The sequence below is a fragment of the Pseudomonas sp. LS_2 genome (assembly GCF_042709235.1).
Classification (GTDB): domain Bacteria; phylum Pseudomonadota; class Gammaproteobacteria; order Pseudomonadales; family Pseudomonadaceae; genus Aquipseudomonas.
This window is the reverse complement of sequence record NZ_JAVAYC010000019.1, coordinates 1-23,489: the sequence shown is the minus strand read 5'-3', so window position 1 is coordinate 23,489 and position 23,489 is coordinate 1. Positions and strand designations below refer to the sequence as shown.

At 63.0% G+C, this 23,489-nt stretch carries 23 protein-coding genes; 15 read left to right on the top strand and 8 right to left on the bottom strand.

Annotated features, from left to right (window positions below; all coding sequences use genetic code 11):
- Positions 1 to 2: 2 nt before the first annotated feature.
- From RAC97_RS17260 to dksA, 4 genes are all read right to left on the bottom strand, one after another.
- A complete protein-coding gene (locus RAC97_RS17260) occupies positions 3 to 2,978 on the bottom strand; it encodes an ATP-binding protein (RefSeq protein ID WP_375098716.1) in 2,976 nt (991 codons plus the stop codon).
- Positions 2,962 to 3,138 carry a hypothetical protein gene (locus RAC97_RS17255; RefSeq protein WP_003250005.1) on the bottom strand — a complete coding sequence of 59 codons (177 nt, stop codon included), beginning with the start codon at positions 3,136 to 3,138 and terminating at the stop codon, positions 2,962 to 2,964. Before RAC97_RS17255 ends, RAC97_RS17260 begins: the two co-directional genes overlap by 17 nt.
- A gap of 175 nt (positions 3,139 to 3,313) precedes the next feature.
- Entirely contained in the window at positions 3,314 to 4,201 is an 888-nt protein-coding gene (gluQRS, locus tag RAC97_RS17250) for a tRNA glutamyl-Q(34) synthetase GluQRS (protein ID WP_375098717.1), read from the bottom strand.
- A 64-nt stretch (positions 4,202 to 4,265) separates the two neighbouring features.
- On the bottom strand, positions 4,266 to 4,712 hold the full coding sequence (gene dksA, locus RAC97_RS17245) for an RNA polymerase-binding protein DksA (protein WP_375098718.1): 447 nt from the start codon (positions 4,710 to 4,712) through the stop codon (positions 4,266 to 4,268).
- Positions 4,713 to 4,922: 210 nt separating this feature from the next.
- Between dksA and RAC97_RS17240 the strand changes: the two genes are divergently transcribed.
- Both RAC97_RS17240 and sfsA read left to right on the top strand, forming a co-directional pair.
- Entirely contained in the window at positions 4,923 to 6,095 is a 1,173-nt protein-coding gene (locus tag RAC97_RS17240) for a pyridoxal phosphate-dependent aminotransferase (protein WP_375098719.1), read from the top strand.
- Positions 6,095 to 6,808: a DNA/RNA nuclease SfsA gene (gene sfsA, locus RAC97_RS17235; protein ID WP_375098720.1), complete on the top strand. Its 714-nt coding sequence runs from the start codon at positions 6,095 to 6,097 to the stop codon at positions 6,806 to 6,808. Before RAC97_RS17240 ends, sfsA begins: the two co-directional genes overlap by 1 nt.
- Here sfsA and RAC97_RS17230 read toward each other — a convergent pair.
- The gene (locus RAC97_RS17230; RefSeq protein WP_375098721.1) at positions 6,798 to 7,115 is read right to left on the bottom strand and encodes a Rieske (2Fe-2S) protein; all 318 of its coding nucleotides are present in this window, start codon (positions 7,113 to 7,115) and stop codon (positions 6,798 to 6,800) included. The genes sfsA and RAC97_RS17230 overlap by 11 nt on opposite strands.
- A gap of 149 nt (positions 7,116 to 7,264) precedes the next feature.
- On the opposite strand from RAC97_RS17230, the gene RAC97_RS17225 reads away from it, so the two are divergent.
- The 4 genes from RAC97_RS17225 to RAC97_RS17210 are packed head-to-tail and all read left to right on the top strand — an operon-like array spanning position 7,265 to position 10,850.
- Complete coding sequence (locus RAC97_RS17225) at positions 7,265 to 8,149, top strand: hemin ABC transporter substrate-binding protein (protein WP_375098722.1); 885 nt, start codon at positions 7,265 to 7,267, stop codon at positions 8,147 to 8,149.
- A gap of 50 nt (positions 8,150 to 8,199) precedes the next feature.
- A complete protein-coding gene (locus RAC97_RS17220) occupies positions 8,200 to 9,183 on the top strand; it encodes a FecCD family ABC transporter permease (protein ID WP_375098741.1) in 984 nt (327 codons plus the stop codon).
- Positions 9,183 to 9,950 (top strand): heme ABC transporter ATP-binding protein, encoded by a 768-nt coding sequence (locus tag RAC97_RS17215; RefSeq protein ID WP_375098723.1) that lies wholly within the window; start codon positions 9,183 to 9,185, stop codon positions 9,948 to 9,950. The genes RAC97_RS17220 and RAC97_RS17215 overlap by 1 nt, the downstream gene beginning before the upstream one ends.
- A gap of 42 nt (positions 9,951 to 9,992) precedes the next feature.
- Positions 9,993 to 10,850 carry a ChaN family lipoprotein gene (locus RAC97_RS17210; RefSeq protein WP_375098742.1) on the top strand — a complete coding sequence of 286 codons (858 nt, stop codon included), beginning with the start codon at positions 9,993 to 9,995 and terminating at the stop codon, positions 10,848 to 10,850.
- 196 nt (positions 10,851 to 11,046) lie between these two features.
- Here RAC97_RS17210 and RAC97_RS17205 read toward each other — a convergent pair whose 3' ends face one another.
- The 3 genes from RAC97_RS17205 to RAC97_RS17195 all read right to left on the bottom strand — a co-directional run bounded on the left by RAC97_RS17205 (position 11,047) and on the right by RAC97_RS17195 (position 13,499).
- A complete protein-coding gene (locus RAC97_RS17205; RefSeq protein ID WP_375098724.1) occupies positions 11,047 to 11,325 on the bottom strand; it encodes a TfoX/Sxy family protein in 279 nt (92 codons plus the stop codon).
- 167 nt (positions 11,326 to 11,492) lie between these two features.
- Positions 11,493 to 11,837, bottom strand: a complete 345-nt coding sequence (locus RAC97_RS17200; RefSeq protein ID WP_375098725.1) for a pentapeptide repeat-containing protein — start codon at positions 11,835 to 11,837, stop codon at positions 11,493 to 11,495.
- A gap of 99 nt (positions 11,838 to 11,936) precedes the next feature.
- Positions 11,937 to 13,499 carry an AAA family ATPase gene (locus RAC97_RS17195; protein ID WP_375098726.1) on the bottom strand — a complete coding sequence of 521 codons (1,563 nt, stop codon included), beginning with the start codon at positions 13,497 to 13,499 and terminating at the stop codon, positions 11,937 to 11,939.
- Between the two features lie 115 nt (positions 13,500 to 13,614).
- Between RAC97_RS17195 and mrcB the strand changes: the two genes are divergently transcribed.
- The 9 genes from mrcB to msrQ all read left to right on the top strand — a co-directional run bounded on the left by mrcB (position 13,615) and on the right by msrQ (position 23,475).
- Positions 13,615 to 15,939, top strand: a complete 2,325-nt coding sequence (gene mrcB, locus RAC97_RS17190) for a penicillin-binding protein 1B (protein ID WP_375098727.1) — start codon at positions 13,615 to 13,617, stop codon at positions 15,937 to 15,939.
- Between the two features lie 29 nt (positions 15,940 to 15,968).
- A complete protein-coding gene (locus RAC97_RS17185; protein WP_375098728.1) occupies positions 15,969 to 16,745 on the top strand; it encodes a tetratricopeptide repeat protein in 777 nt (258 codons plus the stop codon).
- Entirely contained in the window at positions 16,742 to 17,074 is a 333-nt protein-coding gene (locus RAC97_RS17180) for a YqcC family protein (RefSeq protein ID WP_375098729.1), read from the top strand. The genes RAC97_RS17185 and RAC97_RS17180 overlap by 4 nt, the downstream gene beginning before the upstream one ends.
- Before the next feature lie 407 nt (positions 17,075 to 17,481).
- On the top strand, positions 17,482 to 19,206 hold the full coding sequence (locus RAC97_RS17175) for an acetolactate synthase 3 large subunit (protein WP_375098730.1): 1,725 nt from the start codon (positions 17,482 to 17,484) through the stop codon (positions 19,204 to 19,206).
- A 1-nt stretch (position 19,207) separates the two neighbouring features.
- Positions 19,208 to 19,699, top strand: a complete 492-nt coding sequence (gene ilvN / locus RAC97_RS17170) for an acetolactate synthase small subunit (RefSeq protein WP_003250040.1) — start codon at positions 19,208 to 19,210, stop codon at positions 19,697 to 19,699.
- A gap of 55 nt (positions 19,700 to 19,754) precedes the next feature.
- Entirely contained in the window at positions 19,755 to 20,771 is a 1,017-nt protein-coding gene (gene ilvC, locus RAC97_RS17165) for a ketol-acid reductoisomerase (RefSeq protein ID WP_375098731.1), read from the top strand.
- A 152-nt stretch (positions 20,772 to 20,923) separates the two neighbouring features.
- Positions 20,924 to 21,775, top strand: a complete 852-nt coding sequence (pssA, locus tag RAC97_RS17160) for a CDP-diacylglycerol--serine O-phosphatidyltransferase (RefSeq protein ID WP_375098732.1) — start codon at positions 20,924 to 20,926, stop codon at positions 21,773 to 21,775.
- 75 nt (positions 21,776 to 21,850) lie between these two features.
- Positions 21,851 to 22,864, top strand: a complete 1,014-nt coding sequence (gene msrP / locus RAC97_RS17155; RefSeq protein WP_375098733.1) for a protein-methionine-sulfoxide reductase catalytic subunit MsrP — start codon at positions 21,851 to 21,853, stop codon at positions 22,862 to 22,864.
- Positions 22,864 to 23,475: a protein-methionine-sulfoxide reductase heme-binding subunit MsrQ gene (gene msrQ, locus RAC97_RS17150; protein WP_375098734.1), complete on the top strand. Its 612-nt coding sequence runs from the start codon at positions 22,864 to 22,866 to the stop codon at positions 23,473 to 23,475. Before msrP ends, msrQ begins: the two co-directional genes overlap by 1 nt.
- The last annotated feature ends 14 nt before the right edge of the window (positions 23,476 to 23,489 follow it).

Genomic DNA, 23,489 nt, shown 5'->3' with positions numbered 1-23,489 from the left:
ATTCAATTCTCTCGACGGTCTCGAATTTCAGGGGACGTCGCTACGACATGCCGGGGCAGGGTCACGCGGATCCGGGTACCACGTTGCCGTTCGATATCGGCCGGGCTGTCGATGGTGATTTGCCCATAATGCTCTTCCACGATGGAATAGACCAGAGCAAGCCCCAGTCCGGTGCCCTCGCCGGGGTCCTTGGTGGTGAAGAACGGTTCGAACAGGCGGTCCATGATGTTCTTGGGAATACCGCTGCCTTCATCCTCGACCACCAGGTCGACGGTGTGCTCGCTGGCCTCGCTGCGTACCCGCACGGCGCTGCCGGGCGGCGAGGCGTCACGGGCATTGGAGAGCAGGTTGATGAGGACCTGGGCCAGGCGTTGCGGGTCACCCTCGGCCCAGTGGTCCGGGTCGCAAAGGTTGAAGAACTGTACTTCGAAATTTCGCCGGTTCAAGGCCAGCAGACCGATGGCATCTTGCGCCACCTCGGCCAGGCTCACCGGCTCTTCGCTGTTCTGGTGGCTGCCACCGGCGTGGGCGAAGCTCATCAAGGACTGCACGATGCGCGAGACGCGCTTGGTCTGCTCGAGAATCTGGCTGGACAGCTCGGTGATCTCGCCGTCGTCCTCGCGCTCCTCACGCAGGTTCTGCGCCAGGCACGCGATGCCGGTGATCGGGTTGCCGATTTCATGGGCCACGCCTGCCGCCAGTCGGCCGATACTGGCCAGGCGCTCGGAGTGCACCAGCTTGTCTTCCAGGGCCTGGGTGTCGGTGAGGTCTTCCACCAGCAGTACCAGGCCGCTGTTGCCCGGCGCCAGGGGCTCGTCGATGGCCGCCTTGTGCAGGTTCAGCCAGCGTGGCTGGCCGTCGAGGGCCAGTCGCTGCTTGTGCAGGTGTTCGTCGGGTACGTTGATGAACCCTTGCAGCAGGCTGCGCCAGGGTTCGGCGATGGTCACCAGGCGCGAGCCGACCACATGCTTGGCGGCGATCCCGGTCAGTTCCTCCATGGCCCTGTTCCACATCAGGATCTCCTGGTCCTTGGCCAGCGAGCAGACGCCCATGGGCAGCTCCTGCAAGGTCTGACGGTGATAGCGACGCAGGGCGTCGAGCTCGGCGGCCAGGCCAGTGAGGCGCGAGTGGTAGTCTTCCAGGCGGCTTTCGATGAAGTGGATGTCTTCGGTGACGTAGCTTTCGTTTCCCGATTTGTAGGGCAGGAAGGTCTCGACCATGTCCTGGGCCACGCTGGGGCCCATCAGGCCGGACAGGTTGGCCTCGATGCGGTCGCGCAAGCGGCGCAGGGCATAGGGGCGGCGCTCGTCGAAGGGCAGGTAGAGGTCGCGCAGCGCCTGTTCCACTTCCTTCTGCGCGGCCTTCGCGCCCAGGGGTTTGGCCAGCTGCGTGGCGAACTCCTGGGGCGAGGCAGCGTGCAGTTCGCGGCGCTGCGGGCGACGCACGTTGTCCACGGCGCAGGCCTCGGCGGCCGCGACCTCCTCGCTGCTGGCGTTGGTAAACAACGAAATCAGGGTGAACAGCAGCACGTTGGCTGCCAGCGAAGCGATTGCCGCCATGTGCCAGCTGGTATCGTCCAGCACGTAGATCATGTCCAGCAGGGGAATGTAGAAGCCCTGCACATTGCCCAGCAACGGCAGCAGCATGGTGATCGTCCACACCAGCATGCCGGCCAGCATGCCGGCGATGAAGCCACGCCGGTTCGCAGTCGGCCAGTACAGGACCGAGAGCACCCCTGGCAGGAATTGCAGGGTCGCGACGAAGGCGACGATGCCGAGATTGGCCAGGCTCTGGTGGTAGATCTGGGTCAGGTAGAAGGCAAAGCCGGCCAGGATGATGGCGACGATCAGCGCGCGACGGGTCCATTTCAGCCAGCGGTAGATGTTGCCTTCGGCCGGTGGCTGGTAGAGCGGCAGCACCAGGTGGTTCAGGGCCATGCCCGAGAGCGCCAGGGTGGTGACGATGATCAGGCCGCTGGCCGAGGCCAGGCCGCCGATATAGGCCAGCAGCGCCAGTGCCGGGCTGTCGGCCGCCAGGCCCAGGCCCAGGGTGAAGTATTCCGGGTTGGTGCTCGCCCCCAGGCGCAGGCCGGCCCAGAGTATCAGGGGCACCGCCAGGCTCATCAGCAGCAGGAACAGCGGCAGGCCCCAGCTGGCGCTGACCAGAGCGCGAGGGTTGAGGTTCTCGGTAAAGGCCATGTGGTACATGTGCGGCATGACGATAGCCGAGGCGAAGAACACCAGCAGCAGTGTGCGCCATGGCCCTTCCTGCAACGGTGTGTGCAGCGCGGCCAGGGCGGTCTGGTTCTGCAGCAGCCACACCTCCAGCTGGTGCGGGCCGCCGAAGACGCCGTACAGCGCATACAGGCCCACGCCGCCGAGGGCCAGCAGCTTGATCACCGACTCGAAGGCGATGGCGAACACCAGCCCTTCGTGTTTTTCCCGGGTGGCGATGTGGCGCGAGCCGAAGAAAATGGTGAACAGGATGATCAGCGCACAGAAAGCCAATGCCACCCGCGCCTTGACCGGCTCGCCGGTGAGGATGCTGATGGAGTCGGCCACGGCCTGGATCTGCAGGGCCAGCAGCGGCAGTACGCCGATCAGCATGAAAATGGTGGTCAGCGCGCCGGCCCAGGTGCTGCGAAAACGAAACGCCAGCAGGTCGGCAAGGGATGAGAGCTGGTAGGTGCGGGTGATCTTCAGGATGGGGTACAGCAGCACCGGCGCCAGAAGGAACGCCCCGGAAACCCCCAGGTAACAGGCCAGGAAGCCATACCCGTACTGGTAGGCCAGGCCCACAGAGCCATAGAAGGCCCAGGCACTGGCGTAGACACCGAGGGACAGGGTGTAGGTAAGCGGGTGGCGAATGATCGAGCGCGGGATCAGCCCGCGTTCGCTGATCCAGGCCACGCCGAACAGCACTACCAGGTAGGCGGCGCTGATCAGGATCATCTGGGTCAGGCTAAAGCTCATCGGCATCTCGTTGGCTCTGCAGGATGAAGGTGACGACGATCAGGATCAGCCAGAGCAGGTAGGGGCGATACCAGGCTCCGGTCGGTTCGATCCACCAGTCCATGATGGCCGGTGAGAACAGGTAGATCCCCACGACCAGAAGCAGGACCAAACGATAGATATACATGCGGGCCTCAAAGGGTTGGGCGCTGCGGGCTTGTCGTTATTATTGGCGCAAATGCCGGTGGCGATGCTAGCGGGATTCGGTGATGTTCGCCAAGGGTTTGAATTTGCTTGGCTTTTGATTTCTGGCGCGTGTAACGGCCCTTCACGCTCAAGCCCGCGAAAGGGCCGGTACTGCCTTACACCAGTTTGGCCTCCGGCACCGTCATCTGTTGCGCGATGCGTTCCGGCCGCCACTGCTGGCGCGCCACCGCCAGCACCTCGGCCGGTGTCGCGCCCGCCAACGCAGGGTCGGTGTCCTGCCCCAGCGCCCGCAAGGCTCTCAATAGCAATGGCGTTGCCTGCTGGATATCGAGCGGTGGCGAGCGATACGACTTGCCCAGCTTGTGCCCGTCCGGCTGCACGATCAGCGGAATGTGCAGGTAGCGTGGCTGCGGGAAGCCCAGCAATTCCTGCAGGTACAGCTGGCGCGGGGTGTTGTCCAGCAGGTCGGCGCCGCGCACGATGTCGGTGACCCCTTGCCAGGCATCGTCCAGCACCACTGCCAGTTGATAGGCATACAGGCCGTCGCGGCGCTGGATCACGAAATCGCCTACCTCGCGGCCCAGGTGCTGCTGGAACTCGCCTTGCACCCGGTCTATGAAGCGGTAGTTCAGCTCCGGGACGCGCAGGCGGATGGCTGCGTCCTCGCGCGCATGTAGCAGGTTGCGGCAGTGGCCGGGGTAGATGCCGCCATGGCCTTCCAGCTGTTTGCGCGAGCAGGTGCAGGCGTAGGCCAGGCCCATGCGAAACAGGCGCTCGACCACTTCGGCGTAGGCTTCATGGCGCAGGCTTTGGCACACCACTTCGCCGTCCCACTCCAGGCCATAGCGCTCCAGGGTGGTGAGGATGGCGTCGCGGGCGCCGGGCATTTCGCGGGGCGGGTCGGTGTCTTCGATGCGCAGCAGCCAACGGCCATTCACGGCACGGGCATCGAGCCAGGAGGCGAGGGCGGCGACCAGCGAGCCGAAGTGCAGGAAACCGCTGGGGGTGGGGGCGAAGCGCCCGACATAGGGTGCGTCTTTCATGGGTTCTGCAGGGTCTGTAAATGCAACGGGGCGCATGATGCGCCCCGTTTGTGTGGAAGAAAGATCAGCCCTTGCCGACTGTCTTTTCCTTTTTCTCCGCGATTTCCTTGCAGTCGAAGCACAGGTCGGCGGTCGGGCGGGCTTCCAGGCGGCGCAGGCCGATCTCGATGCCGCAGGAGTCGCACCAGCCGTATTCTTCGTCCTGAATCTTCTGCAAGGTCTTGTCGATCTTCTTGATCAGCTTGCGTTCACGGTCGCGGTTGCGCAGTTCGAGGGCGAACTCTTCTTCCTGGCTTGCGCGGTCCGCAGGGTCCGGGAAGTTGGCCGCCTCGTCCTTCATATGGGTCACGGTCTGGTCGACGCTGTTCATCAGTTCGAGTTTCCAAGCACCAAGAAGCTTGGTGAAGTGCTTGCGCATGGGCTCGCCCATGTACTCTTCGCCCTTGGTTTCCTTATAAGGCTCGACACCGTACATGGTCTGACCGGTTTTTTGCTTTTCTACGGTGGACATGAATAGACCGCCTCTCACTCATCTGATCCAATGCGCAGGATGCTCCATCTCCGGCGACCGCCGGCCCTACGACTGCGAGCCGCCGAACTTACCAGATAGATCGGGGGTGCGCTACCCCGGCCGATCCCAGGTATTGACAGCGGGCGAAGCCGCACGTTCGGTCTTTCCCAGCGGTAGAATCACCAGTTTAGACCCAATTGAGAGAAGGTCATGGCTCACTCCCACAGTGCGCGTAGCCGCGCTATCGAACCCTTCCACGTCATGGCGCTGCTGGCCCGGGCCAACGAGCTGCAGGCTGCGGGTCACGATGTGATCCACCTGGAAATCGGCGAGCCCGACTTCACCACCGCCGCGCCCATCGTCGAGGCCGGCCAGGCCGCGCTGGCCGCAGGCCATACTCGCTATACCGCCGCCCGTGGCTTGCCTGCCCTGCGCGAGGCGATCGCTGGCTTCTACGGCCAGCGCTATGGCGTGTCGGTCGACCCCGAGCGCATTCTGGTCACCCCGGGCGGCTCCGGTGCGCTGCTGCTGGCCAGCAGCCTGCTGGTGGACCCCGGCAAGCACTGGTTGCTCGCGGACCCAGGCTACCCCTGCAACCGCCACTTCCTGCGCCTGGTCGAGGGGGGCGCGCAGTTGGTGCCGGTAGGCCCCGAGGTGAATTATCAGCTGACCCCCGACCTGGTCGAGCGTCACTGGGACAAAGACACCGTAGGTGCGCTGGTCGCGTCACCCGCCAACCCCACCGGTACGGTGCTCGACCGCGAGGCTCTGGCCGGCCTGTCCCAGTCCACCCGCGAGCGACAGGGGCACCTGGTGGTCGACGAGATCTACCACGGCCTGACCTACGGAATGGAGGCCCCCAGCGTGCTGGAAGTGGACGACAATGCCTTCGTCCTGAATAGTTTTTCCAAGTATTTCGGCATGACCGGCTGGCGCCTCGGTTGGCTGGTCGCCCCTCCCGATTCGGTCGCAGACCTCGAGAAGTTGGCACAGAACCTCTACATCAGTGCCCCCAGCATGGCCCAGCACGCCGCACTGGCCTGTTTCGAGCCACATACCCTGGCGATCCTCGAAGAGCGCCGCGCGGAGTTCGCCCGCCGCCGCGACTTCCTGCTGCCTGCGCTGCGCGAACTGGGTTTCAACATCGCCGTCGAGCCCCAGGGCGCCTTCTATCTATATGCCGACATCAGCGCCTTTGGCGGCGATGCCTTCGCCTTCTGCCGGCATTTTCTCGAAACCGAGCATTTGGCCTTTACCCCAGGCCTGGACTTCGGTCGCCACCAGGCCGGCCACCACGTGCGCTTCGCCTATACCCAGAGCCTGGCGCGCCTGGAGGAGGCGGTGCAGCGCATTGCCCGCGGGTTGCGGAGCTGGCAAGGCTGATGCGCTTTCATCCCCCACTCGAACAAGGGCGCCTGCTGCGTCGCTACAAGCGATTCCTGGCCGATATCGAGCTGGCCAGCGGCGAGCAACTGACCATCCACTGTCCCAACACCGGCTCGATGCTCAATTGCATGGGCGAAGGTGGTCAGGTGTGGTTCAGCCGCTCCAGCGACCCCAAGCGCAAGCTGCCCGGTACCTGGGAAATCAGCGAGACTCCACAGGGGCGGCTGGCGTGCATCAACACCGGGCGGGCCAACGCGTTGGTGGAGGAAGCGCTGCGCGAGGGGCGTATCGGCGAGCTGGCTGGCTTTACCGGGCTCAAGCGCGAGGTGCCTTATGGCGAGGAGCGCAGCCGGATTGACTTTCGCCTGGAGTTTGCCGACGGCCCAGCCTATGTCGAGGTGAAAAGCGTCACCTTGGGCTACCCGGATTCACCGGTCGCGGCCTTCCCCGACGCCGTCACCCAGCGAGGGGCCAAGCACCTGCGGGAGCTGGCGGCGTTGGCCCGCCAGGGCGTTCGAGCCGTGCAGCTGTACTGCGTGAACCTCACGGGAATCGACGCGGTGCGCCCCGCCGAGGAGATCGACGCTGCCTATGCCCAGGCCCTGCGCGCTGCGGTGGCGGACGGCGTAGAGGTGCTGGCCTACGGCACTCGCCTGGATGCCGAAGGTGTGGTCATCGACCGGCCATTGCCGGTGCTGCTCAACCCTTGAGCCAGATGCCCTGGCTATCTTCCACGCAGCCCAAAGCCTGCAATGCTTCGCCCTCGCAGGGCCCTGCCACGCACTCGCCGGACTCGATCAGGAACAAGGCACCATGGTGGGTGCAGTGGATCAGGCTGGCGCTGTCGTCGAGAAAGCGCTCCGCCGCATCGTTCAGTGGAATACCCCGGTGCGGGCAGCGGTTGCGATAAAGGTACACGCGGCCCTGGCGGCGTACGCCCAGCAGCATTTCACCGGCTACGCTGAACGCGCGGCTGCGGCCCTCGGGCAGGGCCGTGGAAGAACAGAGCAAGTGCATTACAGGTACGACTCTTGATACGTAAGGTAGCTTGACGCTTCAATGCGAATAATTATCAAATTGCCCGCATCCGCTGCGCCAGCCCTGTCATGTTGCGCAGTTCTGCCGGGCGCCACAAGGCGCCCGTCCGCCTTTTGCAAAGGAACCCGATGATGCGCCGTCCTGCTGCCCTGGCCGCCTTGTGTGCCGCGCTTGCCCTTTCTACCTCGGCCCTGGCCGCCGAGTTGCCGCAACGCTGGGTCAGTGCCGGCGGTGCGCTGAGCGAATGGATCAGCGCCCTGGGCGGCGAGGAGCGTCTGGTGGGCGTCGATACCACCAGCCAGCATCCGGCGTCGCTCAAGACCCTGCCAAGCATTGGCTACCAGCGCCAGCTCTCGGCCGAAGGTATTCTCAGCCTGCGTCCGGATGTGCTGGTAGGCACCGAGGAAATGGGCCCGCCGCCGGTGCTGGCGCAAATCCGCAATGCCGGGGTGCGTGTCGAGCTGTTCTCCAGCCAGGCCGATGTGGCCGCAGTCGACCAGAACCTCAAGCAGTTGGGCAGCCTGCTGGGCGCCGAGCAGAAGGCCAGTGAGCTGGCGGCCGGTTATCACCAGCAGCTCGACCAACTGCAGGTTGCGCTCAAACAGGCCCAGGCGGGCCAGAAGGTGCCGGGGGTGTTGCTGCTGGTCGGCCATGCCGGTGCCAAGCCGCTGATCGCCGGCAGTGGCACGGCGGGTGACTGGCTGCTGCGCCAGGCTGGCGCGCGCAACCTGGCCGAGCACCAGGGCTACAAGAATTTTTCGGTCGAGGCCCTGGCAGCGTTGGACCCGGACGTCGTGGTGTTCTCCGACCGGGCCCTCGATGGCGAGCAAGCGTTGCAAGCGCTGCTCAAGGAAAACCCGGCGCTGGCCGCTTCCCGGGCTGTGCGTGACAAGCGCCTGGTGTCCCTCGACCCTACCTTGCTGGTGGGTGGCCTTGGGCCGCGGTTGCCCGCCGCCTTGCGTGACCTGGCAGGTGCTTTCTACCCTCCCGCCAAGGCCAGCCTCGCACAATGACGCCGAGGGTCCAGCCGCGCACGCTGTTCATCGGCCTGACGCTCACCTGCTTGCTGGCCGTATGGCTGTCCCTGGCGTTAGGCCCGGTCAGCCTGCCTCTATTCGACACCCTGCGCGCTGGCTTGAGGTTGCTGGGTGTGCCGATATCCGGCGACGGGCTCGCCCAGGCCGAGCTGATCCTTGGGCAAATTCGCCTGCCACGCACGCTGCTGGGCCTGGCTGTTGGCGCGGTACTGGCGTTGTCGGGTGTGGCCATGCAGGGGCTGTTCCGCAACCCATTGGCTGACCCAGGGCTGGTGGGGGTAGCCAGCGGGGCGGCGTTCGGTGCCGCGCTGGCGATCGTTGGAGGCAGTTGGCTGGGAGGCATTGCAGAGTGGTTCGCGCCCTACCTGCTGTCGTTTTGCGCGTTCGTCGGTGGCCTCGGTGTGACCGCGCTGGTCTACCGTCTGGGGCGGCGGGAGGGGCGCACCGACGTGGCCACCATGCTGCTTGCCGGTATCGCCATGACCGCTCTTGGCGGCTCGGCAGTGGGGCTATTTACCTATCTGGCCGATGACGCCACCTTGCGCACCCTGACGTTCTGGAACCTGGGCAGCCTCAATGGCGCCAGCTATGAGCGCCTGTGGCCGCTGCTGCTGGTGGCACTGGCGGTGGCCTTTTGGCTGCCGCGTCGTGCACAAGCGCTGAATGCGTTGCTGCTAGGCGAGTCGGAAGCACGCCACCTGGGCGTCGATGTGGAGTCGCTCAAGCGCGAACTGGTGTTCTGCACGGCATTGGGGGTAGGCGCTGCGGTGGCTGCGGCAGGGTTGATAGGCTTCATCGGCCTGGTGGTGCCGCATCTGGTGCGGTTGCTGGTCGGGCCGGATCACCGCGTGCTGCTGCCGGCCTCTTTGCTGGCAGGCGGTTCGCTGCTGCTGTTCGCCGACCTGATCGCGCGGCTTGCGCTGGCGCCGGCAGAGCTGCCAATCGGCATCGTCACGGCCTTCATCGGCGCGCCGTTCTTTCTCTTCCTCCTGGTTCGGAGGGGCGCCTGATGCTCGAAGTCCATGGGCTGCATCTCACACGTGGCAACAATGAGGTGCTGCATGACTTGCACCTGAGCGTGAAACCGGGGCGCGTGCTGGGTGTGCTTGGCCCCAATGGCGCCGGCAAAAGCAGTCTGCTCGGCGTGTTGAGCGGCGAATTGGTGCCGAACCAAGGGCAAGTGCTTTTGCAGGGACGTGGACTGGGGGACTGGCCAGGGGCGGATCGCGCGCAACGTTTGGCGGTATTGCCCCAGGTTTCCAGCCTGGGCTTCGCTTTCCGCGTTGCAGAGGTGGTGAGCATGGGGCGCTTGCCCCATGGCAGCGGGCGGCAACGCGACCAGGAGATTGTCGAGGCGGCCTTGCGTGCGGCAGATGCCTGGCACCTGGTCGAGCGCAGTTACCTGGCCTTGTCCGGCGGCGAGCGCCAACGTGTGCACCTGGCCCGGGTCCTCGCCCAGCTGTGGCCGGGCGAGGAGGGGGCGACCTTGTTGCTCGACGAGCCCACCTCGATGCTCGACCCCTTGCACCAGCACACGACCCTGCAAGCCGTGCGCAGTTTCGCCGACCGTGGCGCCGCAGTGCTGGTGATCCTGCATGACCTCAACCTGGCTGCACGCTACTGCGATGAGATTCTCTTGCTCGAACAGGGGCGCTGCCATGCGCTGGATGCGCCGCACCAAGTGCTGACCCCCGCTGCGCTCAAAGCTGTGTTCGGTATCGACGTGCTGGTACAAGACCACCCGGAGCGTGGGCACCCACTGATCATCACTCGCTAGGAGCTCGTCATGCATCGTTGGTTCAAATGCAGTATTGCGACCATGGCATTGCTGGCTGGTTGCCAGGTGCATCAGGCCGAGTTGCCTGCGCTACCCACCTGGCAAAGCAGCGAGGGGCGCAGCGAGGCGACACTGGGGCAGATCATGGAACTGGCCAGCGGGCGCACCCTGACGCCGTCGCAATTGGTCGAGGCCCTGGCCGACGCACCACGAGTGCTGGTTGGCGAGAAGCATGACAACCCCGACCACCACTCCCTCGAGCTGTGGCTGCTACGCGCCCTGCAAAGCCAACGCCCCCAAGGCAGCCTGCTGCTGGAGATGCTGCATTCGGAGCAACAGCCGCGGGTAGACGCCATCAAGGCTCAGCCAAAGCTCCCTGACGACCTGCCAAAGGCCTTGGATTGGCAAGAGGGTTGGAGCTGGCAAAGCTACGGGCCGATCGTGCAGTACGCGTTGACCCATCAGCTTGCATTGTTGGCCGCCGACCTTTCAAAAGCCGAAGTTCGCCAGGTCTACCGCGACCAGCCGGTGCTGATCGGCGCACAGTCGAACGCACCAGCAGTAAAGGCTGCTTTGCTCGAAGACGTACGTGCAGGCCATTGCGGGCTGTTACCGGAAAGCCAGCTGCCCGCAATGCTGGCGATCCAGCAGCAGCGTGACCGGCGCATGGCCGCACGGCTGTTGGCGACAACCCAGCCTGCGCTGTTGATAGCCGGCAGTTACCATGCGCGCAAGGACCTGGGAGTCCCGCTGCACTTGGCAGACCTGGAGGCGAAAGGGGCGACCAAGGTGTTGCTGCTGGTCGAGGCGGGGGAGACTGTCGAGCCGGGAGCTGCCGACTACGTCTGGTATACCGCAGCGCTGCCGAAGCAGGATTACTGCGCGGGCCTGCGAGACTGAAGGACAACAGGGGTGGCGAGCCTTTGTGCGGGCAAAAAAAGACCCGGCAAATTGCCGGGTCAATAACCGTGATTAGCCTGATGAGGAGATAACCTGAACGTCCGAACCAGGGACCTTTCAGCTTATCCAACCAGTCTCGCGACCAGTTGCGATAATCATAACGATTCTCATTTCGTCGTCAATACCCTTTTTTCACTTATTCAGGTTTTTTTTGCGAAGGGGTCTTGGCGTCCAGTTGCTGGTTGAGTGCTTCCTTGCGTTCGGCCGGCAAATCGTTCCAATGCATGTCCAGCAGCGCACCCTCAATCGCATAGAGCAGCACCTTCGATGCACGAAAGCCACGCGTCTTCACTGCCTGGTAAGCGCCGACGGCGCCCAGGCGGCGCAGGTCCGAGGCGCTGTGAATGCCGGCGGCATGCAGCCACTGCGCGGAGGTCTTGCCAAGGTTTTTCAGGTGCTGCAATTCATCGTTCATCAAGCCTCCTTGCGATGGCTGAACGGGTCTGTGGATAAATCGCGAGCAGGTCAGAGAGGAGTGTAGCGGGGGTTGGTAAATACGCGGCCTTTTGCCACCTGGGCCGACGGGATGTCGAGAGGCGGGGCCTTGCAGGGCTGCATCGCAGCCCTGGTTCGCTGGGTTGTCTAAGCCGGCCGGTAGCGCATGCGCGTGCCGAACTTCGCCGACATCAGGATTTCGTCGGCACTCAACTGGCTGGGGAAATACGTACCGGAAATCTGCGCGTGGGAGATGCTGGCACCTTCCAGGCCGTTTTCACGCAGGTCCAGGCCACGCAGGTCGGCGGCACGGAAGTAGGCGTCGGTGAAGTCGATACCGCGTACATCAAGGCTGCGCAGGTCGAGGCCTCGGAAGTCGCCGCCTCGAAAGTCGATGACCCCTTCAGCGGGACGCTCGCGGTTGAAGGCAGCGATCTTTTCCTCGCGCACCAGGGTGTACAGGGCATTGTCCAGTTGCCTGGGCTGGTTCATGACGGCGCCTCCTCAAGGGGTGTGATGATATTGTAATGACATCACGTGAGGGGCGCCGTTCTTCATGCATGAACTGTGGACTGCTTCACGCCTTCGCTTCTACAGGCCAGGCAGGCGCTGGCGGATCTGCTCGATCAGTTGGTCGGTGCTGGTGCCTTCGTGGGTGTTCACGCGCTTGCTGTGGGGCAGTTCCTCGTCAACCAGAGGGTCGCGGCTGGCCTGTTGCGCCTTGATCACTTCCAAGGTGGCGTCGGAGGGGTCGACGTTCTCCGCCTGGCGTTGTTCCAGCCAACTGGCGATGACGGCGTCGGGGGCCTGGCAGTCGAGGATCAGGAACGGCACGCCGGTGTCGCTGGCGACGTCGGCGGCAGCCTTGCGCTGTTGGTGCTTGAGGTAGGTAGCGTCCAGCACCACCGGCAGGCCGGCGCGCAGGATGGTCGCCGCCAGTTCGTTCAGGCGCCGGTAAGTGGCAGCGCTGGCGTCCTGGTCATAGATGCCGCCCTGCACCTGCCCGGCAGCCTGTCGCTGCTGCTCGCCGAACAGGCGTTTGCGCTCCACGTCCGAACGTACGCGAACCGCGCCCAGCGCCTCGACCAGGCGCATGGCCACATGGCTCTTGCCCACGGCTGAGACACCATGGGTGATGGCCAGCAGGCGCGATGGAATGGCGCTGTAGCTTTCCGCCAGGTTGGCGTAGTTGCGGTAGGTGCGCAGGGTGGTGGCGCGCTGTACGCCGTCGGCATCCGGCGCCAGGCTGAACAGCGCGACCTTGGCGCGTACCAGGGCACGATAGGCCTTGTAGAAGTTCAGCAGCTCGAGGCCAGCATAGTCGCCGGTCAGCTCGAGGTATTGGCTGATGAAACGCCGTGCCAGGCATTTGAGGCCCCGGTCCTCCAGGTCCATGGCCAGGAAGGCGGTGTCGGCGTAGATGTCGGTGAAGCGGAACGGCTCGTTGAACTCGATGCAGTCGAAGATCACCACCTTGCCGTCGATCAGCGTGGCGTTGCCCAAGTGGATGTCGCCATGGCACTCGCGGATGAAACCATCGGCCTTGCGTGCCGCGAGCAAGCCATGCAGGCGCTCGAAAGTGCTGCGCGCCCAGGCTTGCAGATTGTCCAGTTGTTGCAGGTCGGCCTTGTCGGTGAGGAACGGGCGGATCTGCTCGAAGTTCTGCTCCACCGGTGCCATCACGCTTTCCGGGGTACCCAGCGGGTGATCGACCGGCACTTTCGGCGCGTGCAGGTGGAATTCGGCGATCTGCCGGGCCATCTGGTCGATATGGCTGGCGCTCAGCTCGCCATTGGCCTGCAGGGTGTTGAGCATCTGACCTTGTGGGAACTGGCGCATTTTCAGAACGAACTCGATCGGCTCGCCTTCGCCGCCGATCACCGGGGCGTCGACGCTACCGGTGATCGGCAATACTTCCAGGTACAGGCCCTCGGTCAGGCGCTGGTTCAGGCGCAATTCTTCGTTACAGAAATGCTCGCGCTTATCCAGTGCAGTGAAATCGAGGAAACCGAAGTTCATGGGTTTCTTGATCTTGTAGGCATATTCGCCAGTGAGCAGCACCCAGGAAATGTGCGTCTCGATGAGCTTGAACCCCTCCACGGGATGGGGGTACAGGGCAGCATTTTGCAGTGCGCTTATCAGGGCTTGGCTCACGAAGATTCCTTCCGGGGGTCAGGGAATTCAAAGCCGTCATTATGGTCAATGGAGCCGTCCCTGCCTACCGCTGGAGACGTCCCCTGCCTTTGCAAAGTGCGTATAATCCGCCGCCATGACTCGAACCCGAAATTCCCGCACCCCCTCGAAGAAGCACCCGACCGGTCGTTCCCGCGCCTGGCTGGGTTGGGCACTCAAGCTCAGCCTGGTCGGCCTGGTACTGGTCGCCGGCTTCGCGGTCTACCTCGATGCCATCGTCCAGGAGAAGTTCTCTGGCAAGCGCTGGACCATCCCGGCCAAGGTGTATGCCCGGCCGCTGGAACTGTTCGTCGGCCAGAAACTGAGCAAGAACGACTTCCTCACCGAGCTCGATGCCCTGGGCTATCGTCGCGAGAGCGCGGCCAATGGCCCGGGCGCGGTGGCGATCAACGGCAACAACGTCGACCTCAATACCCGTGGCTTCCAGTTCTATGAAGGCCTGGAGCCCGCGCAGTTCGTGCGCGTGCGTTTCTCCGGCGACTACGTGGCCGGCCTTTCAGGGGCCAACGGCGGCAAGCTCGACGTGGTGCGCCTCGAGCCGCTGATGATCGGCGGTATCTACCCGAAAAACCTCGAAGACCGCATCCTGATCAACATCGACCAGGTACCGCCGTATCTTCTCGAAACCCTTATCGCTACCGAAGACCGCGAGTTCTACAGCCACTTCGGCGTCTCGCCCAAGTCGATCGCCCGTGCGGTCTGGGTCAACACGTCCGCCGGCGCCATGCGCCAGGGCGGCAGTACCCTGACCCAACAGTTGGTGAAGAACTTCTACCTGACCAACGAACGCAGCCTCAGCCGCAAGCTGACCGAAGCTATGATGGCCGTGCTGTTGGAAATGCACTACGACAAGCGCGAAATCCTCGAGGCCTACCTGAACGAAGTGTTCGTCGGCCAGGATGGCCAGCGCGCCGTGCACGGCTTCGGCCTGGCCAGCCAATTCTTCTTCAGCCAGCCGCTGGCCGAACTCAAGCTGCACCAGATCGCCTTGCTGGTCGGCATGGTCAAGGGGCCTTCGTACTACAACCCGCGACGTTCGCCCGAGCGTGCGTTGCAGCGACGCAACCTGGTACTGGACCTGCTTGCCGAACAGGGCGTGGCCAGCCAGGAAGTGGTCGACGCGGCGAAGAAGATGCCGCTGGGCGTGACCAAGCGCGGAAGCCTGGCGGACAGCTCGTTCCCGGCCTTCCTCGACCTGGTCAAGCGCCAACTGCGCCAGGACTATCGCGATGAAGACCTTACCGAAGAAGGCCTGCGAATCTTCACCAGTTTCGACCCGATCCTGCAGATGAAGGCCGAGACCGCCATGAGCGAAACCTTCAAGCGCCTGGCGGGCCGCAAAGGCGCCGACGAGGTCGAGTCGGCGATGGTGGTGACCAACCCGGAAACCGGTGAGGTGCAGGCATTGATCGGCAGCCGCCAGTCGGGCTTCGCCGGGTTCAACCGGGCGATCGACGCGGTGCGGCCGATCGGTTCCCTGGTCAAGCCGGCGGTGTACCTGACGGCATTGGAAAAACCGAGCCAGTACACCCTGACCAGCTGGGTACAGGACGAGCCGTTCTCGATCAAGGGGGCCGATGGTCAGGTCTGGCGTCCGCAGAACTACGACCGTCGCCCGCACGGCACCATTTATCTGTATCAAGGACTGGCCAACTCCTACAACCTGTCGACTGCCAAGGTCGGCCTTGAAGTCGGCGTGCCCAATGTCATCAAGACCATCGGGCGACTGGGTGTGCAGGTCGACTGGCCGGCCTTCCCGTCCATGCTGCTGGGGGCCGGTGGCATGTCGCCGATGCAGGTCGCGACCATGTACCAGACCATCGCCAACGGCGGCTTCAATACGCCGATGCGCGGTATCCGCAGCGTGCTCACTGCCGAAGGCGAGCCGCTCAAGCGCTACCCGTTCCAGATCCAGCAGACCTTCGACCCAGGTGCGATCTTCCTGGTGCAGAACGCCATGCAGCGGGTGATGCGCGAGGGTACTGGGCGCTCGGTCTACAGCGTGCTTCCCAGTTCGCTGACCCTGGCGGGCAAGACCGGTACCAGTAACGACTCGCGCGACAGCTGGTTCTCCGGCTTCAGCCAGGATCTGCTGGCCGTGGTATGGCTGGGGCGCGACGACAACGGCAAGACCCCGTTCACCGGCGCCACCGGTGCCCTGCAGGTATGGACCAGCTTCATGCGCAAGGCCGACCCGCTGCCGCTGGACATGCCACAGCCGGACAATGTCGTGCAGTCGTGGATCGACCCCTACAGCGGGCAAGGGTCTGACGGTAGCTGTCCGGGAGCCGTGCAGATGCCGTATATTCGTGGCAGCGAACCGCCCGCTGGCGTTGCCTGTGGCGGCCAGCAGAACCCGGCCGAATCGGTCATGGACTGGGTCAAGGGCTGGATGAATTGAGCGCGACCTGTATTTGAAGAGGGTGTGATGTGAACAAGTGGTGGTTTCCTGCCTTGACTACGCTGGCCTTGCTGCACGGCTGCTCCAGCGTCCCGCGTGGTTCCATTCCGGTGGTCGACTCGAGCACCCGGGTGTCCAATAGTGAGCGGGTGTCGGCCAACCGTACGGCGGCCTACCCGACCAGCGGCGGCACCTCACAGGCCCAGGCGCTGCCGGAAGACTCCGGCGTGACCGTGATGATTCCGCAAGGTGCCGGCGGCGCACCGATTCAGTCCTTCCCCGCGCAGACCGGCGCGCCGGCACTGAGCACTGGCCCGATCACCCCGGGCCCGATCACTAGCGGCCCGATCACCACCAACCCGAACCCGGCCGGTGACGAGCCGTTCGATATCGCCTCGATGAACAGCACGCCGACCACTTCTGCGCCGACCGGTATTCCACGCGGCAATGCGAGCAGTGGTGGGTTGTCGGCCGACGAACAGCTCGATGGCCCAGTGCTGGCCCTGCTGACCACCGCCCAGCAGCAGCAGGGCAGTGGTGACTACAATGGCGCCGCCTCCAGCCTCGAGCGTGCCCAGCGTATCGCCCCGCGTGAGCCGCAGGTGCTGTACCGCCTGGCCCAGGTGCGCCTGGCCCAGGGCGATGCCGCGCAGTCCGAGCAGGTGGCTCGCCGCGCCTTGACCTACGCCAATGGCCGCCCCGACCTGCAAGCGGGTCTGTGGAACATCATTGCCCAGGCGCGCGACAAGCAAGGGGATAGCGCTGGCGCCGCGCTGGCTCGCCAGAAAGCACGGACCAGTTCGTGATGGAGCAGCGGATCCTCGACATCGCCGACCAACTGCTGCTGATCGAACAGGAACTCAAGGTTCGGGGCTGGTGGGACGACCTGCCCCCCAGCCCCGAGGCGTTGGCCAGCGTGGTGCCGTTCGCGGTCGACAGCCTGAGCTTCGAGCAGTGGCTGCAATGGATCTTCCTGCCACGCATGAAGCTGATCCTCCAGAATGGCCAGCCGCTACCCAATGCGTCGGGCATCCTGGTCATGGCCGAGACGGTATTCGTCGACCGTCCGGAACAAAGCCGCGAACTGCGACGCCTGCTGGCAGCGTTCGATCAATTGATCGGCTCAAGCGCCTGATTTCTTCTCTTTTTCCTATAAGGGCCGCAGATTGTGGCCCTTTTTTATGGAAAAGTTTATTTTTCTGCTGATGAGCGCTTTTTTATTGGTGGCTGGGATTCATCCTGAGGAAAAATTGGCAATAATTTTTCTTGACTTGCGCGCGGCGAATCAGAAGAATCCAGTTTCCGCTGTCGAGGGACTGCCAGAAGCAGACCCGCTAAGCAGATCATGAGGCGCACACCCGCGCCGACTCGTAACACCCCGCAACGCGTTACCTCGCGCTGGGTGGGAAAACCCCGCAACACTCTGGGGCGCTCCCAATACTTGCTCAGTCAGTGCTGACGTTCGCTCATGCTCTGCTTGGCAGTAAACCTATTAAGACCCGCCCGTGTGGGCGGTATTCTGGCGTTTTAGAGGTGAACAACGTGGAGCTTTTATCTGGCGCTGAGATGGTCGTCCGCTTCTTGCGTGACGAAGGCGTTAAGCACATCTACGGGTACCCTGGCGGTGCTCTCCTGCATGTTTATGATGCCCTGTTCAAGGAACCGGAAGTCGAGCACATCCTGGTCCGTCACGAACAGGCCGCTACCCATATGGCTGACGGCTATGCACGTGCCACCGGCAAGGCTGGTGTGGTACTGGTGACTTCCGGCCCGGGCGCGACCAATGCCATCACTGGCATTGCCACCGCCTACATGGACTCGATCCCGATGGTCATTCTGTCTGGCCAGGTGCCTAGCACCATGGTCGGCACCGATGCGTTCCAGGAAACCGACATGATCGGTATCTCCCGGCCGATCGTGAAGCACAGCTTCATGGTCAAGCACGCCTCGGAAATTCCCGAAGTTCTGAAAAAAGCCTTCTACCTGGCGCAATCTGGTCGTCCTGGCCCGGTTGTGGTCGACATTCCGAAGGATATGACCAACCCGGCCGAGAAGTTCGAATACGTCTATCCGAAGAAGGTCAAGCTGCGCTCCTACAGCCCCGCCGTTCGTGGCCATTCCGGGCAGATCCGCAAGGCTGCGGAAATGCTCCTGGCGGCCAAGCGTCCGATCATCTATTCCGGCGGTGGCGTGATCCTCGGCGGTGGCTCCGAAGCCCTTACCGAGATCGCCAAGTCGCTGAACCTGCCGGTGACCAACACGCTGATGGGCCTGGGTGGTTTCCCCGGCACCGATCCTCAGTTCCTTGGCATGCTCGGCATGCATGGCAGCTTCACCTCCAACATGGCCATGCACCATGCCGATGTGATCCTGGCTGTCGGTGCGCGTTTCGACGACCGTGTGATCAACGGCCCGGCCAAGTTCTGCCCGAACGCCAAGATCATCCACATCGACATCGATCCGGCGTCGATCTCCAAGACGATCAAGGCCGACGTGCCTATCGTGGGCCCGGTCGAGAGCGTGCTGAGCGAGATGCTCGCCATTTTCAAGGAAATCGGCGAGCAGCCTGAGAAGGCCGCCCTGGATGCCTGGTGGAAGCAGATCGACGAATGGCGTGGCGACCGCGGCCTGTTCCCTTACGACAAGGGCGATGGCAGCGTCATCAAGCCTCAGCAGGTGATCGAAACCCTGTGCGAAGTCACCAACGGCGATGCCTTCGTGACCTCCGACGTGGGCCAGCACCAGATGTTCGCCGCGCAGTACTACCGCTTCAACAAACCCAACCGCTGGATCAACTCCGGTGGCCTGGGCACCATGGGCTTCGGTTTCCCGGCGGCCATGGGCATCAAGCTCAACTTCCCGGACCAGGACGTGGCCTGCGTCACTGGCGAAGGCAGCATCCAGATGAACATCCAGGAGCTGTCCACCTGCATGCAGTACGGCTTGCCGGTGAAGATCGTCAACCTGAACAACGGGGTGTTGGGCATGGTCCGCCAGTGGCAGGACATGTCGTACAACGGCCGTCACTCGCATTCCTACGTCGAGTCCCTGCCGGACTTCATCAAGCTGGCCGAGGCCTATGGCCATGTGGGTATCCGCATCACCAGCCTGAAAGACCTCAAGCCGAAACTGGAAGAGGCCTTTGCGATGAAGGACCGCCTGGTGTTCATCGACATCGCGGTCGACCGGACCGAGCACGTCTACCCGATGCAGATCCGGGACGGCTCGATGCGTGACATGTGGCTGAGCAAGACGGAGCGTACCTGATATGCGGCACATCATTTCCCTGCTGCTGGAAAACGAACCCGGTGCCTTGTCCCGCGTGGTCGGCCTGTTCTCCCAGCGCAACTACAACATCGAAAGCCTGACCGTCGCACCGACCGAGGACCCGACCCTGTCGCGCCTCACCCTCACCACCGTGGGTCATGACGAAGTGATCGAGCAGATCACCAAGAACCTGAACAAGCTGGTGGAAGTGGTCAAGTTGGTCGACCTCTCGGAAAGCGCCCATATCGAGCGCGAACTGATGTTGGTCAAGGTCAAGGCCACCGGTGCCCAACGTGCCGAGATCAAGCGCACCACGGATATCTTCCGTGGGCAGATCGTCGATGTCACCGCCAGCGTGTACACCGTGCAACTGAGTGGTACCAGCGACAAGCTGGACAGTTTCATCCAGGCGATCGGCACCGCGTCTATTCTCGAGACCGTTCGCAGTGGTGTCACCGGCATTGCCCGTGGCGACAAAGTACTCAGCATCTAACCAAACACTTTAGCGATGGCTCCATAGGGGCCGAGATATAACCAGGGGTATTTCCATGAAAGTTTTCTACGACAAAGACTGCGACCTTTCCATCATCCAAGGTAAGAAAGTCGCCATCATCGGTTACGGTTCTCAGGGGCACGCCCAGGCGTGCAACCTGAAGGACTCCGGTGTAGATGTCACCGTCGGTCTGCGTAAAGGTTCGGCCACCGTTGCCAAGGCAGAAGCCCACGGCCTGAAAGTCGCTGACGTTGCCACTGCCGTCGCTGCTGCGGACCTGGTCATGATCCTGACCCCGGATGAGTTCCAGGGCGCCCTGTACAAGAACGAAATCGAGCCGAACATCAAGAAGGGCGCCACCCTGGCCTTCTCCCACGGCTTCTCGATCCACTACAACCAGGTTGTTCCGCGTGCCGACCTCGACGTGATCATGATCGCGCCGAAGGCCCCGGGCCATACCGTGCGTTCCGAATTCGTCAAGGGCGGTGGTATCCCTGACCTGATCGCTATCTACCAGGACGCCTCGGGCAATGCCAAGAACGTCGCCCTGTCGTACGCTGCTGGCGTTGGCGGTGGCCGTACCGGCATCATCGAAACCACCTTCAAGGACGAGACCGAAACCGACCTGTTCGGTGAGCAAGCCGTTCTGTGTGGCGGTACCGTCGAGCTGGTCAAGGCTGGTTTCGAGACCCTGGTCGAAGCCGGTTACGCTCCGGAAATGGCCTACTTCGAGTGCCTGCACGAGCTGAAGCTGATCGTCGACCTGATGTACGAAGGCGGCATCGCCAACATGAACTACTCGATCTCCAACAACGCCGAATATGGTGAGTACGTCACCGGTCCGGAAGTCATCAACGCCGAATCCCGCCAGGCCATGCGCAACGCCCTGAAGCGCATCCAGGACGGCGAATACGCCAAGATGTTCATCTCCGAAGGCGCCACCGGCTACCCATCGATGACCGCCAAGCGTCGCAACAACGCCGCACACGGCATCGAGATCATCGGCGAGCAACTGCGCTCGATGATGCCTTGGATCTCGGCGAACAAGATCGTCGACAAGTCCAAGAACTAAGGTTCCTCGTCGTTCGATGAAAAACGCGGCTTCGGCCGCGTTTTTTCGTTTATGCGGTCAGCTTCTGGTATAAAGCGACCAGTGGCTTGCCGTCAGAACCTGTTTCGCAGGCCCATGTCGAACTTATTCCACCCCGTTGCAAGGTACTTTTCATGAGCGAACGTCCCGAAGAGCCGAACAAGCCCTCCGACGCCGAAAGCCTGCTACCTGTCGATGAGCACGTTGAAGAAGGCCATGACGCCGAAGGGCGCAAGGTCCGGCACCGCGGCATCTACCTGTTGCCCAACCTGTTCACCACCGCGAACCTGTTCGCCGGTTTCTACTCGATCATCAGCTCGATGAGTGCGCAAAGCGCCCTGAGCGCTGGAGACCCGCGCGAGGCGAGCAAGTACTTCGCCTTTGCGGCAATCGCGATCTTCGTTGCCATGGTCCTTGATGGGCTCGATGGCCGTGTGGCCCGCATGACCAACACCCAAAGCGCCTTCGGCGCCGAGTACGACTCGCTGTCGGACATGGTCGCCTTCGGCGTGGCGCCTGCATTGCTGGCATTCGGTTGGGCGTTGGGCGACATGGGCAAGGTCGGCTGGATGGTCGCCTTCATTTATGTCGCGGGTGCTGCGCTGCGTCTGGCGCGTTTCAACACCCAGGTGGGCAAGGCCGACAAGCGCTACTTCATCGGTCTGGCCAGCCCGGCTGCTGCTGGTGTTGTGGCGGGTACGGTATGGGCCTTCAGCGACTATGGCATCCAGGGCTCCAAACTGTCGTTCCTGGTTGCTTTGCTGGTAGCCGCGGCAGGCATGCTGATGGTCAGTAACGTCAAGTACAACAGTTTCAAGGAGCTCGACCTCAAGGGGCGGGTGCCCTTCGTGGCCATCCTGGCGGTGGTGCTGGTATTCGCCGTGGTCTTCAGCGACCCGCCACGCATCCTGTTGCTGATCTTCCTCGCCTATGCGGCTTCTGGCCCTGTGCAGTACCTGTTGCGTGTGCGCAAGCGCAAGGCCTGAAAAACATTTAATGACGGAATAACCCTCCGGCTCCATAGTCTTACTGGCATCCCGTCCAGTTTCTATGGAGCCGTCATGCTCATCAAGATCCCCAAGTCATCCGATTGCACCGCATCGGAGATCACCCCGGAAAGCTTCTATCTTTCTCGTCGCAGTGTGCTGGGCGGCTCCCTCGTGGGCTTGGCCGTGGGCGCTTTGCCACGCCTCGGCATTGCCGGCGAAGCCTCTCGCTACACCGATGTCGAGGCTGGCGCCGCCCCGGCCTGGTTCGCTGACAAGCTGACAGCCACGCACTGGCAGGCGATGACGGTCGAGGGAGAAGCGATCACGCCTTACAAGGATGCCACCCACTACAACAACTTCTACGAGTTCGGGCCTGACAAGGGCGACCCGGCTGCCAACGCCGGCAGCCTCAAGACCGAGCCGTGGAGCGTTGTGATCGATGGTGAGGTGGGTAAGCCCGGGCGATACGCGTTGGAAGACTTCGTCAAGCCTCTGCAACTTGAGGAGCGGATCTACCGCCTGCGCTGTGTCGAGGCGTGGTCGATGGTCATCCCCTGGCTTGGGTTCGCGCTGGCGGATGTACTCAAGCAGGTCGAGCCGACCTCCAAGGCGAAGTATGTCGCCTTCGAGACCCTCCAGGACCCCAAGAGCATGCCGGGGCAGCGCTCAGGATTTGCCCTGATCGACTGGCCTTATGTGGAAGGTTTGCGCCTGGATGAAGCGATGAACCCACTGGCGATTCTGGCCGTTGGCATGTATGGCCGTGAGCTGCCCAACCAGAACGGCGCGCCGCTGCGCCTTGTGGTGCCATGGAAGTACGGGTTCAAGAGTATCAAGTCGATCGTGCGTATAAGTCTGGTGGCGGAGCAGCCGAAGACCACCTGGCAGGCATTGGCGCCCAACGAGTATGGCTTCTATGCCAACGTCAACCCGACGGTCGATCACCCGCGCTGGACCCAGGCGCGCGAGCGACGTCTGCCCAGCGGACTGTTCAGCCCGAATGTGCGCGATACGCTGATGTTCAACGGCTACGCCGACGAAGTGGCGTCGCTCTACAGTGGCCTGGACCTGCGGAAGAACTATTGATGCGCTACCCCTGGTTTCGCCTGGCGATCTTCATTGTGGGCTGTCTTTTCCCGGCCTGGTGGGTTTACGAGGCAGCCATGGGCCTGCTGGGGCCGGACCCGGGCAAGCTTCTGGTCGACCGGCTAGGGCTGGGGGCGCTGGTGTTTTTGCTGGTGACGCTTTGCATGACGCCGTTGCAACGGCTGACCGGTTGGGCTGGTTGGATAGTGATGCGGCGTCAGCTGGGGCTTTGGTGTTTTGCCTACATCGTGCTGCACATGACTGCCTATATGGTGTTCATTCTCGGCCTGGACTGGGGGCAGTTGGGCGTCGAGCTGCGCAAGCGGCCCTACATCATCGTTGGGTTCGTAGGGTTTCTCGGTTTGTTGGCGCTGGCGGTCACCTCCAATCGCTACAGTCAGCGGCGATTGGGTGCGCGGTGGAAGAAGTTGCACAAGCTGGTGTACGTGATCCTGGGGTTGGGGTTGCTGCATTTCCTCTGGATCGTACGCTCGGATCTGCAGGAGTGGGCGATCTACGCGAGCATCGGGGCTGTCTTGTTGATCTTGCGGTTTCCTCCGGTATGGCGGCGGGTGCCTCGCCTGGTGGGTGGGAGGGGCAAGGCGGCTTGATGTTTGTTTATGCG